This window comes from Stenotrophomonas sp. FR010, from assembly GCF_047520755.2.
GTDB lineage: Bacteria > Pseudomonadota > Gammaproteobacteria > Xanthomonadales > Xanthomonadaceae > Stenotrophomonas > Stenotrophomonas sepilia.
In genome coordinates this window covers 15,303-30,175 of record NZ_JAXBQT020000007.1, presented here as the reverse complement: position 1 = coordinate 30,175, position 14,873 = coordinate 15,303, and the positions used below count along the sequence as shown (strand labels likewise).

At 66.5% G+C, this 14,873-nt stretch carries 11 protein-coding genes; 5 read left to right on the top strand and 6 right to left on the bottom strand.

Annotation, left to right across the window (positions count from 1 at the left end; translation table 11 throughout):
- Nucleotides 1-63: 63 nt before the first annotated feature.
- From ACM0PK_RS08135 to ACM0PK_RS08120, 4 genes are read left to right on the top strand one after another with little or no spacing between them, the layout of a single operon-like run.
- On the top strand, nt 64-1,107 hold the full coding sequence (locus ACM0PK_RS08135; RefSeq protein WP_069138935.1) for an SPOR domain-containing protein: 1,044 nt from the start codon (nt 64-66) through the stop codon (nt 1,105-1,107).
- Nucleotides 1,108-1,153: 46 nt separating this feature from the next.
- Nucleotides 1,154-1,933 carry a CvpA family protein gene (locus tag ACM0PK_RS08130; RefSeq protein WP_005415448.1) on the top strand — a complete coding sequence of 260 codons (780 nt, stop codon included), beginning with the start codon at nt 1,154-1,156 and terminating at the stop codon, nt 1,931-1,933.
- A gap of 30 nt (nt 1,934-1,963) precedes the next feature.
- Nucleotides 1,964-3,430, top strand: coding sequence for an amidophosphoribosyltransferase (gene purF / locus ACM0PK_RS08125; RefSeq protein WP_049414284.1), 1,467 nt, complete (start codon nt 1,964-1,966; stop codon nt 3,428-3,430).
- 9 nt (nt 3,431-3,439) lie between these two features.
- Nucleotides 3,440-4,264 (top strand): ferritin-like domain-containing protein, encoded by an 825-nt coding sequence (locus tag ACM0PK_RS08120; protein WP_180885819.1) that lies wholly within the window; start codon nt 3,440-3,442, stop codon nt 4,262-4,264.
- A 64-nt stretch (nt 4,265-4,328) separates the two neighbouring features.
- Here the strand turns inward: ACM0PK_RS08120 and ACM0PK_RS08115 are convergent, their stop codons facing one another.
- Entirely contained in the window at nt 4,329-5,786 is a 1,458-nt protein-coding gene (locus tag ACM0PK_RS08115; protein WP_414607176.1) for a T6SS phospholipase effector Tle1-like catalytic domain-containing protein, read from the bottom strand.
- A gap of 225 nt (nt 5,787-6,011) precedes the next feature.
- Between ACM0PK_RS08115 and ACM0PK_RS08110 the strand changes: the two genes are divergently transcribed.
- The gene (locus ACM0PK_RS08110; protein ID WP_414607177.1) at nt 6,012-7,265 is read left to right on the top strand and encodes a M12 family metallo-peptidase; all 1,254 of its coding nucleotides are present in this window, start codon (nt 6,012-6,014) and stop codon (nt 7,263-7,265) included.
- Between the two features lie 88 nt (nt 7,266-7,353).
- Here ACM0PK_RS08110 and lpxH read toward each other — a convergent pair whose 3' ends face one another.
- From lpxH to ppx, 5 genes are all read right to left on the bottom strand, one after another.
- The gene (lpxH, locus tag ACM0PK_RS08105) at nt 7,354-8,100 is read right to left on the bottom strand and encodes a UDP-2,3-diacylglucosamine diphosphatase (protein WP_414607178.1); all 747 of its coding nucleotides are present in this window, start codon (nt 8,098-8,100) and stop codon (nt 7,354-7,356) included.
- 92 nt (nt 8,101-8,192) lie between these two features.
- Nucleotides 8,193-8,732, bottom strand: coding sequence for a phosphatase PAP2 family protein (locus ACM0PK_RS08100; RefSeq protein WP_005415455.1), 540 nt, complete (start codon nt 8,730-8,732; stop codon nt 8,193-8,195).
- Nucleotides 8,713-9,858 (bottom strand): glycosyltransferase family 4 protein, encoded by a 1,146-nt coding sequence (locus tag ACM0PK_RS08095; RefSeq protein ID WP_414607179.1) that lies wholly within the window; start codon nt 9,856-9,858, stop codon nt 8,713-8,715. Before ACM0PK_RS08095 ends, ACM0PK_RS08100 begins: the two co-directional genes overlap by 20 nt.
- A 170-nt stretch (nt 9,859-10,028) precedes the next feature.
- Nucleotides 10,029-12,953 (bottom strand): TonB-dependent receptor domain-containing protein, encoded by a 2,925-nt coding sequence (locus ACM0PK_RS08090; RefSeq protein ID WP_111200656.1) that lies wholly within the window; start codon nt 12,951-12,953, stop codon nt 10,029-10,031.
- 317 nt (nt 12,954-13,270) lie between these two features.
- A complete protein-coding gene (ppx, locus tag ACM0PK_RS08085) occupies nt 13,271-14,797 on the bottom strand; it encodes an exopolyphosphatase (protein ID WP_111200657.1) in 1,527 nt (508 codons plus the stop codon).
- Between the last annotated feature and the right edge of the window lie 76 nt (nt 14,798-14,873).

Here is a 14,873-nt window from a genome sequence, read left to right as displayed (position 1 = left end):
CCGACGCCGTCCGGTCCGGCACCCGTATAATCGACCGCAACCTCCGGACAGTTGCCGCCTCACGTGGATACGCCTCTGAAACAGCGTCTGATTGGTGCCATCGTGCTGGTTGCACTGGCCGTGATTTTCCTGCCGATGCTGGTCAAGGGGCCTGCACCGGACAGCGGCGTGGCCTCGGTGCCGATCGCCGCCCCGGATGCACCGGCCGATGGCCAGTTCGAAACCCGTGAACTGCCGCTGGTGGCCCCGGCCGGGGGGGCTACCGGCCTGCAGACCGGGCAGGCCAAGCCGCTGCAGGAGGCCGCCACGCCGGCCACGCCGCCGACCGTGGACACGTCCCCGGCGGTTGCCGCCGGCAACTACGCCGTCACTTTCGGCGCATACGGCAGCAAGGCCGACGCCGATGCCGTGATCGCCTACCTGCAGCGCTCGCAGCTGCCGGGCTTCGCAGAAGCGACTACCATCAACGGCCGTCAGGCATGGCGTGTGCGCGTGGGGCCGTATGCCGACCGTGCACAGGCCGAGGCGGCCCGGCTGCAGGCGGTGAAGATCCGCGCCGATGTGAAGGCCGAAGTGATCACTCTGGATGCCGCAACGGGCAGCAGCGCCCCGGTGGCAGCTACCCCGGCACCGGCTACGCCAAGCGCCAGTACCCCGTCCGCAGCCACCTCGCCGTCCGCCAGCAGCAACCCGGTGCGCAGCGAAAGCCTGCCGCCGAGTACGCCGACTGCGACGGCCACTCCGGCGGCCAAGCCCGAGCCGCCGAAGCCGGCGCCGAAGCCCGAAACCCCTAAGCCCGAGCCGAAGCCGGAGGCCACCGCCAGCAAGCCGGCGACGGCACCGGCCACGCCGGCTGCACCGGCGGCCAGCGGCGTCGGCTTCGCCGTGCAGCTGGGCGCGTTCGGCCAGGCCAGCGATGCCAATGCGCTGCGTGACAAGGTCCGTGCTGCCGGCTTCAGCGCCTTCGTCGAGCAGGTGCGTACCGAAAAGGGCACCCTGCATCGCGTCCGTGTCGGACCGGTGGCCAACCGGGCTGACGCCGAACAGCTGAAGGCGCAGGTCGCCGCCAAGGTTGGCGTCGCCGGCATGGTCCGACCGCACCCATGACCGACGTGCAGGCCCGTTGCCAGCGCCGCCGAAGGAGCGGGGCGCCATGATCGACGTGGTGCTGCTGATCGTGATCGCTGCCTCGACCCTGCTCGGGATGCTGCGTGGCTTCGTGGGAATCGTCATCGGCACGTTGTCGTGGCTGCTGGCCGCGTGGGCGGCCTTCGCCTTCGGCAACGATGCCGCGCGCTGGTGGGCGGCACCCGCGGCACCTGGCGGCGAACATTTCGTCGGCGGCTACCTGGGCGTGGGCATTGGCGTGATGATCGTGGTCGCGGTGATCGGCATGGTCATCAAGGCGATGATCCACCGCAGCATGCTGACCAGCCTGGACCGGTTGCTGGGCGGTGTACTGGGGGCCGTGCGTGGTGGCCTGATCGCGGCGATCCTGGTGCTGCTGGCCGGCTTCACCCCGTTGACCGCCGAGCCCTCCTGGAAGCGCTCGGCGGTTCGCCCGGTGCTGAATCCGGCCGTGGCCTGGATGAACGGGAAGCTGCCGCACTGGCAGGTACCCGGCGCCGACATGCTGCCCAAGGCCTTGCCGACCGACATGCTGTCCCCATCTGCATTGATGGAATTGGGGAAGAACGCAGGCGCCGGGTTGGGAAAGCCGGGCGCGGCAGGCGATAATGGCATCCTCAACCAGGTAGTGGCGGGCGGCGGATGGCTGCGGCCCGCGAAAGCGGAACAGGGCGATGCATACGATCCGGCCGAAGTGCGCCCGGACGCCCCAGCACTGCCGGACAGTATCGAGCCGGACGATCCGGCCAATGTCGACCGCAGGCGCGGCGACCACCGCGGCCAGGTACGGCCACCTTCCTTGTAACTGGGCACAGCCCAGCGGAGACCTCGCACCATGTGTGGCATCGTCGGAATCGTCGGCAACCAGAACGTCGCCGGGCAGTTGTATGACGGCTTGACCGTTCTCCAGCATCGCGGCCAGGACGCGGCAGGTATCGCCACCGCCAATGGCAGCCGCCTGCGGGTGCAGAAGGCCACCGGCCTAGTCCGCGATGTGTTCGACGCCCGCACCATGTCCACGCTGGAAGGCAGCGTCGGCATCGCGCACGTGCGCTATCCGACGGCAGGTTCGGAAGGCATGGACGAGGCACAGCCGTTCTACGTGAATTCGCCTTACGGCATCGCGCTGGCCCACAACGGCAACCTGATCAACACCGAGGCGCTGCGCCAGCAGGTGTTCGAACAGGACCGGCGCAACGTCAACACCGATTCGGACAGCGAAGTGCTGCTGAACGTGTTCGCCTACGAACTGGAGCAGCAGCGCCAGCTCAGCCCGGAAGCCGCGATCCGCGCGGTGGCCGGCGTGCATCGCCGCTGCAAGGGCGGCTATGCAGTGGTCAGCGTGGTGCTGGGCCTGGGCCTGGTGGCCTTCCGCGACCCGCATGGCATCCGCCCGCTGGTGCTGGGCAAGCGCAGCCACGCAGAAGGCGACGAGTACATCGTGGCGTCCGAGTCGGCCGCGCTGGACGTGCTGGGTTTCCAGCGCGTGCGTGACGTGCAGCCGGGCGAAGCGCTGGTGATCACCGCGCGCGGCGAGCTGTTCTCGGAAATCTGCGCCGAGCCGGCCGAGCACACACCATGCATCTTCGAATACGTGTACTTCGCGCGCCCGGATTCGATGATCGACAACGTCTCGGTGCACAAGGCACGCATGCGCATGGGCATCAAGCTGGGCGAGAAGATCCTGCGCCTGCGCCCGGACCACGACATCGACACCATCATCCCGATCCCGGATACCTCGCGCGATGCCGCGCTGGAGATCTCCAATGTGCTCGGGGTGAAGTACCGCGAAGGCTTCATCAAGAACCGCTACATCGGCCGCACCTTCATCATGCCGGGGCAGGGTGAACGCGTGAAGTCAGTGCGCCGCAAGCTCAACCCGATCCACCTGGAGTTCCGCAACCGCGTGGTGCTGCTGGTGGACGATTCGATCGTGCGTGGCACCACCAGCCAGCAGATCGTGCAGATGGCCCGTGATGCCGGCGCGCGCAAGGTCTACCTGGCCAGCGCCGCGCCGCCGGTGCGCTACCCGAACATCTACGGCATCGACATGCCGGCGGCCGAAGAGCTGGTCGCGCACAACCGCACGGTGGAAGAGATCGAGGCCCACCTGGGCTGCGACTGGCTGATCTACCAGGACCTGGAAGACATGGAAGCGGCGGTGAGCGAAGGCAACCCGGCGCTGCGCAGCTTCGATTCGTCCTGCTTCAACGGCCACTACCCGACCGGTATCGAGCCCGGCTACTTCGAGCGCATCCAGCAGTTGCGTTCGGACGATGCCAAGCACAAGCGCCGCGCCTGAGGATCAGGCGTGGTGGATGTGCCCGACGTTGGTGGCGACCTGCTGCGCGCTGCGCAGCAGTGCCTGGCTGAAGCGGATCCGCTGCGCAAGGTCGCATTGACCCAGGCGTATGCGGCCGCGTTCCGTGCCGGTCGCCTGAAGGTGGCCGCGGATGCGCCGCCGCCGGATCCGATCTGCATGCCGGGTCGTCCGGGACGACTGGTGCTGGTGCATCCGCGCGAGGTGCCACGGCGTGGACTGGGCGGCGTGGAAGGGCGGGCTGCCTTCATCCACGCGATTGCCCATATCGAGCTCAACGCGATCGACCTGGCCTGGGACGCGGTGTACCGGTTCCGGGGCCTGCCGTCGGCGTTCCAAGCTGATTGGGTCAGCTGTGCCGATGACGAATCGCGGCATTTCATGCTGCTGCGCGAGCGCCTGCAGGTGCATGGCCACGACTATGCGGATTTCCCCGCACACAACGGTCTGTGGGAAATGTGCGAAAAGACCGCGCATGACGGCCTGGCGCGCATGGCGCTGGTGCCGCGCGTGCTGGAAGCGCGTGGTCTGGACGTCACCCCGGGCATGATCGAGAAGCTGCGCAATGTCGGTGATGGCGAAACCGCCGATGTGCTGGAGGTGATCCTGCGTGAGGAAGTGGCGCATGTTGCCGCCGGTTCGCGCTGGTATCGCTGGTACTGCGACCGCGCCGGTGTCGAGCCGCGCGCGCGTTTCAAGGAGCTGCTGGTGGAGTACGCCGGCGGCTACCTGCACGGGCCGTTCAACATGGAAGCGCGCCTGCTGGCCGGATTCGATGCGGACGAACTCGCCAACCTGGTCGAGCAGGCCGGTTGAAGAAAAGGGGACGGAGGGATCAAGTCGTTTGTGCCAAAACGACTTGATCCCTCCGTCCCCTTTTTCATGCGTTCGGCAGTACCACGCGCTTGCCATCCACCGTTGGCCGGTTGATGTAGAACAGGCCGGGGCCCGGCCGGTACGGCAGCTCGCTGACGCCGGCATCGGCGGCGTAGGTCAGTGCGGTGTCGCCCAGCGCGTCGAAGTTCCAGTGCGCCGACTGCATCAGGTAACGCCGTCGCAACAGCGCCTCCTGGGTTTGCGTCAGTGGCTGTCCGGCCACCAGTCGTCGTGCGATCGGTTGCAGGGCCGACGGCAGTTCCCAGTCGGGGACTGCGTTGGCATTGGCCGTCCATTGCACGCCGGCATCAATGGCATGCTGCTGCATCACCTGAAGCGAGATCAGCTGGTAGCGCCAGTCGATGCGCCGGCGCAACACCACGGCCGCCGTCACGTACAGCACCGGTGACAGCACTACGCTGCGGCTGCCGGCGCGACGCTGTTGCTGCCACTGGTGCCAGACATCCACCCAGACTTCCTTTTCGTCCAGGCCCAACTGCTGCCGCCAGCGCTCGGCGTCGGCCTGTGCCTCGGCGCAGGCCGTGGTCGCCTGCAGGATCGCCAGCGGTGGCGTCTGGTACTCGGCCACGCTCGGGCGGCGCAGCAGCTGCCGGCGCGGGCGACTGAGCAGCTTGGGCCCTTCTTCGAGCTGGTTGTAGCCGCCGCCGATGTTGGCGTGTACGCCGGGCAGGGCGATCTCGGTGAACGTTGGCGCCACGCTGGTCAATGGATAGTGCTGGCGATGCTCGTCACGCGCGCTCAGTTGCAGCACCTGCCTGGCAACGCCTGCATGCAGCGCGAGATGAAGTTGTTCGTCGGTGCGGCCACCGCTGACCGCAACCACCGTGTCGAACAGGCCGATGAAGCGCAGCGGCGGAGCGGCCGGGGCGAAGTCCGTTGTGCAGGACAGGCCAGCGGCCTGCAACAGCTGCCGCCAGCGGGTGCGATCCCAGGCCTGCAACTGGTTGGCCACATCGCGCGCGGCGGCCGCACCCCGTGAAAAGCCAAACAGATCCAGCTGCACGCCACGCAGTGGTCGCTGCCAGCGCGTAGCGAGTGCACCCAGTGCCGCCGGCAGCAGCACCTGCAGCGCGCGCTGCACTTTGGCGCGCACACCGCTGGCGCCAATGCCGAACGCCAGTCCGATCAGGTCGTCGTCGGCGTCATCGCGGGTACCGACACCTTCCACGTAGATCGACAGGGAGGGACGCGCCGATGTCCCGCTGCGGCTGTCCGGGTACAGCTGCTGCAGGCGGGCGATGTTGGTCAGGCCATTGTCGTAGCTGCTGGTCAACCGGCTCTGGTAGGTCGAATCGTCATCCGCACGCAGCTGCGCCGGGCGCGGTTGCGGCAGCTGGGGCCTGCCACGGGCCAGGTTGTGTGCGTTGTTGCGGGTGCCATCGAAGAACAGCCCGATCCGCAGCAAGCCGACATCTTCGTCCGTGTCCTGCGATGGTGCCATGTGCATTCCCCGTCGTGGCTGCGTCACGGTAGCGCGAAAGCGGTGTGTTGGCGACGTGTAGTAACGCTTTTGACCTTACTTAACCCAGATGCGGTCGATCACAAATCCTGATTTTCACTTCTCTCGCCTATTGAATTCACACGACCGGCGCAGGCCATATGACCAGACCCGGCAAACCGGGTCGTGCTGCATCAACGCTGTTCACATCATTCAAGGAGCGACGCAATGTTGTCCAGATCGATTGGCAAAGCGGCAGGTGGCCTGGTGTTGGGTTTGTCGGTGGCAGCGGCCGCACATGCGGCACCATTGTTCGAGCCGGTGACGGTCATCAGCCGCGCATCGGCAAACAGCGAGCCCGCACTGGGCAAGCTGCTGGCCACCCCGTCCACGGCGACGGTACAGGAAGTGCGTGTCGATGCAGCAGCTACTGCACAACCGCAGCTGGAATTCGAACTGCTCGGCCGGCGGGTGCAGGCGGCGCGCAGCAAGGTCGAAGCACTGCCCGATGGCGGCAGCATCTGGTACGGCCAGTTCCGTTCGCCCTCGGACAAACTGACCGCGGCTACCTCCAACGGCCAGGACGACCCCGGCAATTCGCTGATCCTGGTGCGCTCGGGCGACACCGTCACCGGCTCGATCCGCAAGGATGGAAAGCTGTATCGCCTGCGCCCGTTGGGCAACCGCCACGTGCTGGTGGAAGTGGATGAATCGCGGATGCCGGCCGACCATCCGGCCGACTACAACCAGCTGCCGAAGATCCCGATGGGCAACAACGATCGCATCGGCATCGCGCAGGCATCGTCCGGTACGCCGGCGACCATCCGTGTGCTGGTGGTAGCGACCAATGCCGCCGTCGCCGCCTATGGCGGCAACATGCAGTCGCTGGTGCAGCTGGCGGTGGCCGAGTCCAACCAGGGCTACGGCAACAGCAACGTCGGCCTGACGCTGCAACTGGCCGGTTACGAGACCACCAGCTACAGCGAGTCTGGCAACTTCACCACCGACCTGTCGCGTTTCCGTGGCACCAGCGACGGCTACATGGACAGCATCCACACCAGCCGCAACACCACCGCGGCCGATGTCGGCGTGCTGCTGATCAACAACAGTGCCTACTGCGGCCTGGCCTCGGGGATCGGCTCGACCGCGTCGACGGCGTTCGCGGCGGTGTACTGGGATTGCGCGACCGGCTACTACTCATTCGCGCATGAGATCGGCCACCTGCAGAGCGCGCGGCATGACATCGCCACCGACCCGAGCACATCGCCCTACGCCTATGGCCACGGCTACCGCTATGAGCCGTCCAGCGGCACCGGCTGGCGCACGATCATGGCCTACAACTGCACCCGCAGTTGCCCGCGCCTGAACTACTGGTCCAACCCGAACATCAGCTACAACGGCATCCCGATGGGCAATGCCAGTACCGCTGACAACCAGCGCGTGCTGGTCAACACCAAGGCCACCATCGCGGCCTTCCGCTGAGGCCAAGCGCCGACCAAGCGGCGGCCTCTACCCGGGCGCGTTCACCGGCTCGGGTAGATGCCAACCCTGGTTGGCATCCTGCGATCCATCAATCGCGGGCGAGCGTATCCAGCGACCAGCCGTTGGCATCCACACGCAGCACCGAACCCTGTTCGTACCAGTCACCCAGCACGATACGGATGCGGTCGCGGCCGCCGGCCTGCAGCGTATGGATGGCCGGGCGGTGGGTATGGCCATGGATCATGGTGTCCACGCCGTGGCGGACAAAGGTGGCATCGACTTCGGCCGGAGCCACGTCGGTGACGGTTTCGAACTGTGCACGATCGCCCTGCTTCATTTCCGACTGGCGGGCCTGGCTCGCCTCGCGCGCCTTCTGCGCGAAGGCGATGCGTGCGGCCAGCGGCTGCGACAGGAACTGCGCCTGGAACACCGGGTCGCGGGTCTGCGCACGGAACTGCTGGTAGGGGATGTCATCGGTGCACATCAGGTCACCATGCTGCAGCAGCACCGGGCGGCCGTACAGCTCGATCACGCACGGGTCGGGCAGGATGCGCAGGCCGGCACGGCGCGCATAGTCCTCGCCAAGCAGGAAATCGCGGTTGCCGCGGATGAAGTACACGGGCACGCCGCTGTCGGACAGCACCTTCAACGCATCGGCCACCGCATCGGCGGCCGGAGAGGGCGTGTCGTCGCCGATCCAGGCCTCGAACAGGTCGCCGAGAATGTACAGCGCATCGGCGCCGGGCGCCTGCTCGCGCAGGAAGCGCAGGAACAGGTCGGTGATCTCCGGACGGCTGGGGTCCAGGTGCAGGTCGGAAATGAACAACGTGGTCATGCCTGCATTCTAGGCCATCAATGATGATGGTAGCGCCGCGGGAGTCGCGCGGTCGGATCCCTTTCGGATGGGAAAGCCATCTGATCCCTGGGCTACACCGGCAGCGGCAGCCAGGTCAGGCTGGCCGAAGCCAGCAGGACGGCGATGCCCGTGGCGGCGAGCACGTCGGAAGGATAGTGCAGGCCCAGCACCACCCGCGACAGCGCGACACCCAGGGTGAACGGTACCAGCAAGGGTGCCAGCCAGGGGTAGTAGGCCAGTGCGACGATGGTGAACGACACTGCGTGCAGGGTGTGCCCGGAGGGGAAGCTGAATTCGTCCAACGGTGCCACCCAGGCGCGGATGCGAAGATCGGCCGCGTAAGGCCGCGGGCGCCGCGTCCAGCGCTTGAGGCCCTTGTACAGCAGCAATGCGGCCAGGCCGGTGGCGGCCATGTGCACCGAGGCGCGCAGGCCATCGAAGCCATCCAGCACCACCAGCGCAGCCATCAGCACATACCAGAACACGCCATCGCCGAGACGGCTGATGACCGAGAACAGGCGGCGCACGCGGCGGCGCCGGCAGTAATGGTTCGCCCGCCGGCACAAGCGCGCCTCGCGCCCTGCCAGCAGTTCAAGCGGCGTGGTGCGCATGGCCGCTCCTCCGCGACTGCGCAAGCTCGGCCAGCAACGCATCGAACTCGGCCACCACCTGCTGTGGATGCAATCGCTTCATCGCGCGTGCAGCATTGCCGCCCAGTTCGTGGCGTTTCGCGTCATCGGCGGCCAGTTGCACGGCGGCCTCGATGAACTGCTCGTCGCTGTCCACCGCTGCGCCGTTCTCGCCGTTGCGCAGGTACTCACGCGCGGCGCCGTAGTCGAAGGCCACAGTGGCCACACCGCTGGCCATGCTTTCCAGAGTCACGTTGCCGAATGTCTCGCTGCGGCTGGGGAACAGGAACAGATCGCCGCTGGCGAAGTGGCGGGCCAGCGCATCGCCGCGCTGGATGCCACAGAAGATGAAATCGGGATTTTCATGTGCCAGCTTCTCGCGGGCCGGGCCGTCACCCACCCATACAAAGCGTGCCTTGGGCCGGATCTGCTGCAGGCGGCGGAATGCCTTCACCGCCAGGCCGAGGTTCTTCTCGGCAGCAATGCGGCCGACATAGGTCGCCACCAGGCCGTTGCCATCCACGCCCCATTCCTCGCGTAGTGCAGGGTCGCGCCGGCCTGGATCGAACTGCTGGCTGTCCACCGCACGGGCCAGCAGGCGCACGCGTTCGAAGCCCTGTTCGCCGAGGAACTGCTGCAGTTCGCGGGTCGGCACCAGGGTAGCGTCCGCCTGGTTGTGGAAGCGGCGCATCCAGCGCATGGCCGCGGCCTGCAGCCATGCCACGCCATAGTCGGGCAGGTACTCGTCGAAGCGGGTGTGGAAGCCGCTGGCGACCGGAATGCCGAGGCGACGTGCGGTACGCAGTGCCGACCAGCCGAGTGGACCTTCTGTGGCGATGTAGACCGCATCCGGACGCTGATTCTGCCAATGGCGGCCCAGCCGGATCGGGGCTGGCAGGCCGAAGCGCAGGCCGGGGTAGCGGGGCAGGGCAGCGCCGGGAACCAGCAAGGTGCCGGGTGCCGAATCCAGCGCTTCGGTGGACTGGCGGGGGCGGACGAGGTCGATCTCGTGTCCGGCTGCACGCAGACCCTGCTCCAGGCCCTGTACGGTGAGGGCGACGCCGTTGACTTCCGGCGGATAGGTCTCGGTGACGATGGCATAGCGCATGGCGGGCCTCCCGGTTTCCGGCATGCTCGGGCCTGGCGATGTAGCCGACATGACCGCTTTGCGACCGTCAGATGACGGGGGCGCCGGCCACCGCAGGGGCGCTGCGGCCAACAAAAAACCACGGCCCCGAAGGGCCGTGGTCCTGGTGCTTCATGTCACAGCGCGATGGATCAGAAGCGCTGCTGGTACTTCATGTAGACGAAGCGGCCGATGTCGTAGCCACCGTAGTACGAGAAGGCCGAGTTCGGCTTGCTGTACATGATCGGGCCGGTCTTTTCGAACACGTTGTTGGCACCGACCGACACGGTGGCATCCCACGGCAGCGAGTAACGCACCTGCACGTCGTGGAAGGTGACCGCACCACGCTCGTTGTAGTTGCGGGCGCCCTTGTACCACGGTGCATACACACCCGGATCCGAGCATTCGTCCGGGTACAGCGCGATGTTCGAGCAGGTTTCCTTCACGCCCGAGTAGTAACGCGCGGTCCAGCTCGCGCCGAAGTTGCCCCGCTCGTAGCCCAGCACCAGGTTGGAGCGGACGCGGAAGGCGCTGCCGATGCCGTTGGTGACGATCGGAACGATCGAGTTGTCGTTGGAGGTGCGGTAGGTCGCACTGGACACGTAGGTGGTGGCCGAGTTCACGTTGAACTTGCCGAACCGGGTGTCCAGACGGTAGCTCACGTCCAGGTCGTAGCCTTCGGTTTCCATGAAGCCCGCGTTGCGGTTGCCGAACTTCAGGTTGGTTACGATGCCGGTCACCGGGTCACGCTGGAAGCGCGAGCAGCGCGCTTCGATGCCCGACTCGTAGCAGTCCTGCAGGATCTGGGTCGGCGTGTCGGCGATGATCGTGTTGTCGATGCGGATCTTCCACCAGTCCAGCGAGGCGTTGAAGCCCTGGATGAAGCTCGGGCTCCAGACCAGGCCCAGGGTCTTGCTGGTCGAGGTTTCCGGCGTCAGCAGCGGGTTGGACCCGGAGGTGAACGGCACCGGGGTCGCGTCCGTCGACGTGTTCACCGGGGTGCCGCCCTGGCGCAGCTGGCGGAAGGTATTCGCATTGGCGATGTCGCGTGCGCAACGTGCACGGACTTCGGCGCTGGAGGCCGAGGAACCGAAACGGGTGTCGCATGGATCGCTGAACTGCGCGAAGGTCTCCGAACCACCACCGAACAGGTCGCTGATGGTCGGCGCACGGAAGCCTTCGGCCCAGGTGCCACGCACCATCAGCGAGTCGATCGGCTTCCACTTGAAGCCGAACTTGCTGTTGAGCGTGTTGCCGAAGGTGTTGTAGTCCGAGAAGCGGGTTGCGCCATTGAAGGTCAGCTCCTTCGCGCCCGGCAGGTCGGCCAGCACCGGGACGTTCACTTCCAGGTAGGCCTCGTTGACGGTGTAGTCACCGCCGGTCGGGCCTGCGGCCAGGTTGGTGGTAGCGCCGGTCTGGGCCAGGGCATCCGGGGTGTACTTGCCTTCTTCCTTACGGCTTTCCACGCCGAAGGCGAAGCCGAGATCGCCAGCCGGCAGGGTCACGATGCTGCCAGCGATGTTGGCAAAGAAGTTCTTGGAGGTGGTGCGGCCCTTGGTGATCTCTTCCGGGAACAGCCACGCCTGCAGTTCTTCGTTGCCGTACAGGCCATCGGCAGCCGTCGTGCCGTACGGAACCAACGGGTTCCACGGCTTGCACACGTCATAGGAGATCGGTGCAGCTGCGGTACCGCACTGCACCTTGCCGGTGGCGGCGTTGTAGAACGACGGGCCGACGCCGCCGGCGACGCGACCCTTGTGCAGGTTGCCGGTGGCCACCGATTCCAGTTCATTGCGGTTGTACTGGTAGCCCACTTCCCAGTCGAAGTAGCGGCTGCCGATCTCGAACGAACCGTCGAACGACGCCACCGCGCGGTAGGTCTTCAGCTCGCTGGTGGTCACGCGCGGCACTTCCCAGGTGCGGCGGTTCCAGGCCACGGCGGTCGGGTTGGCGTAACCGTGCTGGCGGCCGAACGGGTTGAAGTAGCTGTTGATCGACATCGAGCCGACACCGGCGGTGCTCGACTGCAGCGGATAGCCCGCGATCTGGCGGGTGGACTCACGCTGGTTGTAGCCCAGCTCGGTGCGGAAGTTGACGTTGTCGGTGATCTTGAACCGGCCGTCGAAATAGACCGAGTCGCGCTTGACCGGATACATCACATGCATCTGGTCGTTGGCGTTGCTCACGTCACCGGTGAAAGGCGTGGTATCGGTGAGGTGGTAATTGGCCGGGTTGGTGGGGTCCGCGCCGCGGTTGAGGGAATAGCCGCAACCCGCAGTGGCGGTACAGCCCGGGCCGCGCAGACCTGTGAACTGGCCGTATTGGCTGATCGTGGTCCAGTTGCTGCTGTCGTACGGATGGCGATCGGTCATGCCGTACTTGCTGAAGCCGCGATCGCGCGCCCACACGCCCTTCTCTTCGGCGTGCTCGGCCGACAGGGTCAACGACACGCGCTCATTGCTCCAGCCGGCGACCACGTCGAAGCGGTCGCGTGCACCGTCGCCCTGGCTGTACTGGCCGTGGTAGACGTTGGCAGTCACACCGGTGACATTGGAACGGGTGATGATGTTCACCACACCGGCCATGGCGTCGGAGCCATAGATCGCAGAGGCGCCGTCCTTCAGCACCTCGATGCGTTCCACGGCGGACACCGGCAGCGTGGAGATGTCCTGGTAGCCGGACGTGCTGATGCCCAGGCGCTTGCCGTTGACCAGCACCAGGGTGCGCTGGGTGCCCAGGTTGCGCATGTCGATGTAGGTGCCGCCCGCGTTCTCGCCTGCGGTCAGCGCATTGGCGCGGCTGATGGTCGGGCTGCCCATCGCGGTGACGTTCTGCAGGATGTCGGCAACCGAGCTGAACCCCTGCTTTTCGATGTCGTTGCGGCTGATCGCGAACACCGGCTGTGCGGTTTCCACGTCCACCTGGCGGATGCGCGAGCCGGTGATCTCGATGCGGTCGAGGTTGGTCGGGTTGGCGTTGCTGCCTTCCTGGGCAAACGCGGGCAGCGCCGCCAGCGCTGCAGTGGTAGCCAGGGCGTAGCGGATGGCCTGCCCCAGTGCGGTGGTGCGTGAAGTCATGGCGAGCTCTCTCTCTCAGGTCGTGCACAGGACGCCAAAGGGGGCGTCGAAGGAGCCAGCAGGGTCGATGACCGAGCCGGTGACCCGATAGTAGTCTCGTTAGTTAATGCTCTGTAAAGGGTTCGTATCCATTTATGTCACGCGGCCGCGCCGGCCTTCACAAAACGTGAACAAAAGCAGGTGCTTACGTGATGGCAGCGATTGCCCACAGCACGCCGTTGTGTTGCGGAGCAGCACAAAAAACCGCCAGACTGCGCAAAGTTGGAGTGGGAAATGCGTCACCCCAGTTGTCCTGTGGACAACAGCGGACAGCGTATTCAGGCCACGAACGGACGGAACTGGATGCCCAGCCCGGCGATGCCATCGGTCTCGCCGATCAGGTCCGCGCGCAGCAGCGGGCGGGCATCGATGAAGGCCTGCGGCACGATCAGCGACAGCCGGTTGTCGTCGGCGGTCAATTCCAGTGCCGGCAGCGGATCGTCTTCGTGGGCACGGTTTAGCAGCACCGCCAGCCGCAGCAGGGCCGCCAGCCGGCGTGCGGTCAGCAGCAGTCGCTCGGGCAGGGCGTCGAAGGCGGTCTTGGTCACGCTGCGGCGGTGGCTGCGCACCAGAGCCGCCAGCATCTGCTGCTCCTGGCGCGAGAAGCCGGCGATATCCGAGTGTTCCAGCACATAGCTGCCATGCACGTGGTAGCCGCTGTGCGCGATCATCAGGCCCAGCTCGTGCAGGCGCGCGGCCCAGCCCAGCATGCGCGCATCGTCGGCATCGAGCCTCCAGCGCTCCTGCACCTGTTCCAGCAGGGACAGCGCGGTGTCCTGCACGCGCTCGGCCTGGACGGTATCGATGCCGTAGCGCTGGCTGAGCGCAGCCACCGATTCGTCACGCAGGTCGTTTTCGCCGGCGCGGCCGACGATGTCATACAGGATGCCTTCGCGCATCGCCGCCTTGCTGACCAGCAGCTTCTGCAGGCCCAGCGCCTGGAAGGCCGCTTCCAGCACCAGGATGCCGCCGGCGATGATCGGGCGGCGGTCGCTGGACAGGCCCGGCAGCTGGATGTCGTCGATCTTCTTGGCCTTCAGCAGTTCATCGCGCAGCTGCGGCAGGGCCTCGGCGGTGATGGCGCCCTTGCTCAGCTTCATCGTCGCGCAGATCTCGCTGATCGCCTTGTGCGTGCCCGAAGAGCCCAACGCTTCGTGCCAGCCCAGCGCGCGGTACTTGCTGGCGAAAGGCTGGAACTCGCGGCCAATCTCGGCCAGCGCGTCCTTCCAGCGCTTCTTGCTCAGCTTGCCGCCGGGGAAAAAGCGCCGGGTGCTGGCGATGCAGCCGGCCTGCAGGCTTTCGCGCTCCAGGGTCTGCATGCCCATGCCGATGATGAACTCGGTGGAGCCACCGCCGATGTCGATCACCAGCCGGCGCTGGCCGGGCTTGGGCGGTTGCGCGTGGGCCACGCCCAGGTAGATCAGGCGCGCTTCTTCGCGCCCGCTGACCACTTCGATGGCATGCCCCAGTGCGGTTTCGGCCGGTACCAGGAATGACTGCGGCGAGCGCAGCTGGCGCACGGTGTTGGTGGCCAGCGCGCGCACCCGGTGCGGCGGCACATTGCGGATGCGCTGGCCGAAGCGGGCCAGGCATTCCAGTGCACGTTGGCGTGCAGCGGAAGAGAGACCACCCTTGCCATCCAGGCCATCGGCCATGCGCACCGTCTCGCGCAGGCGGTCGATCACCCGCAGCTGGCCGAGCGTATAGCGCGCGATGACCATGTGGAAACTGTTGGAGCCAAGGTCGATGGCGGCCAGCAGGTCGCCATCCTGCAATGCGGGCGGAGTCGTGGTGGTGTGCGGCATGGACGAATGTTAGCCGAAGGGGCGGTGTGCTCGTCACCGCGCGGCCTTCACATTTTGGAAGAGGGGAGCGCGGCGG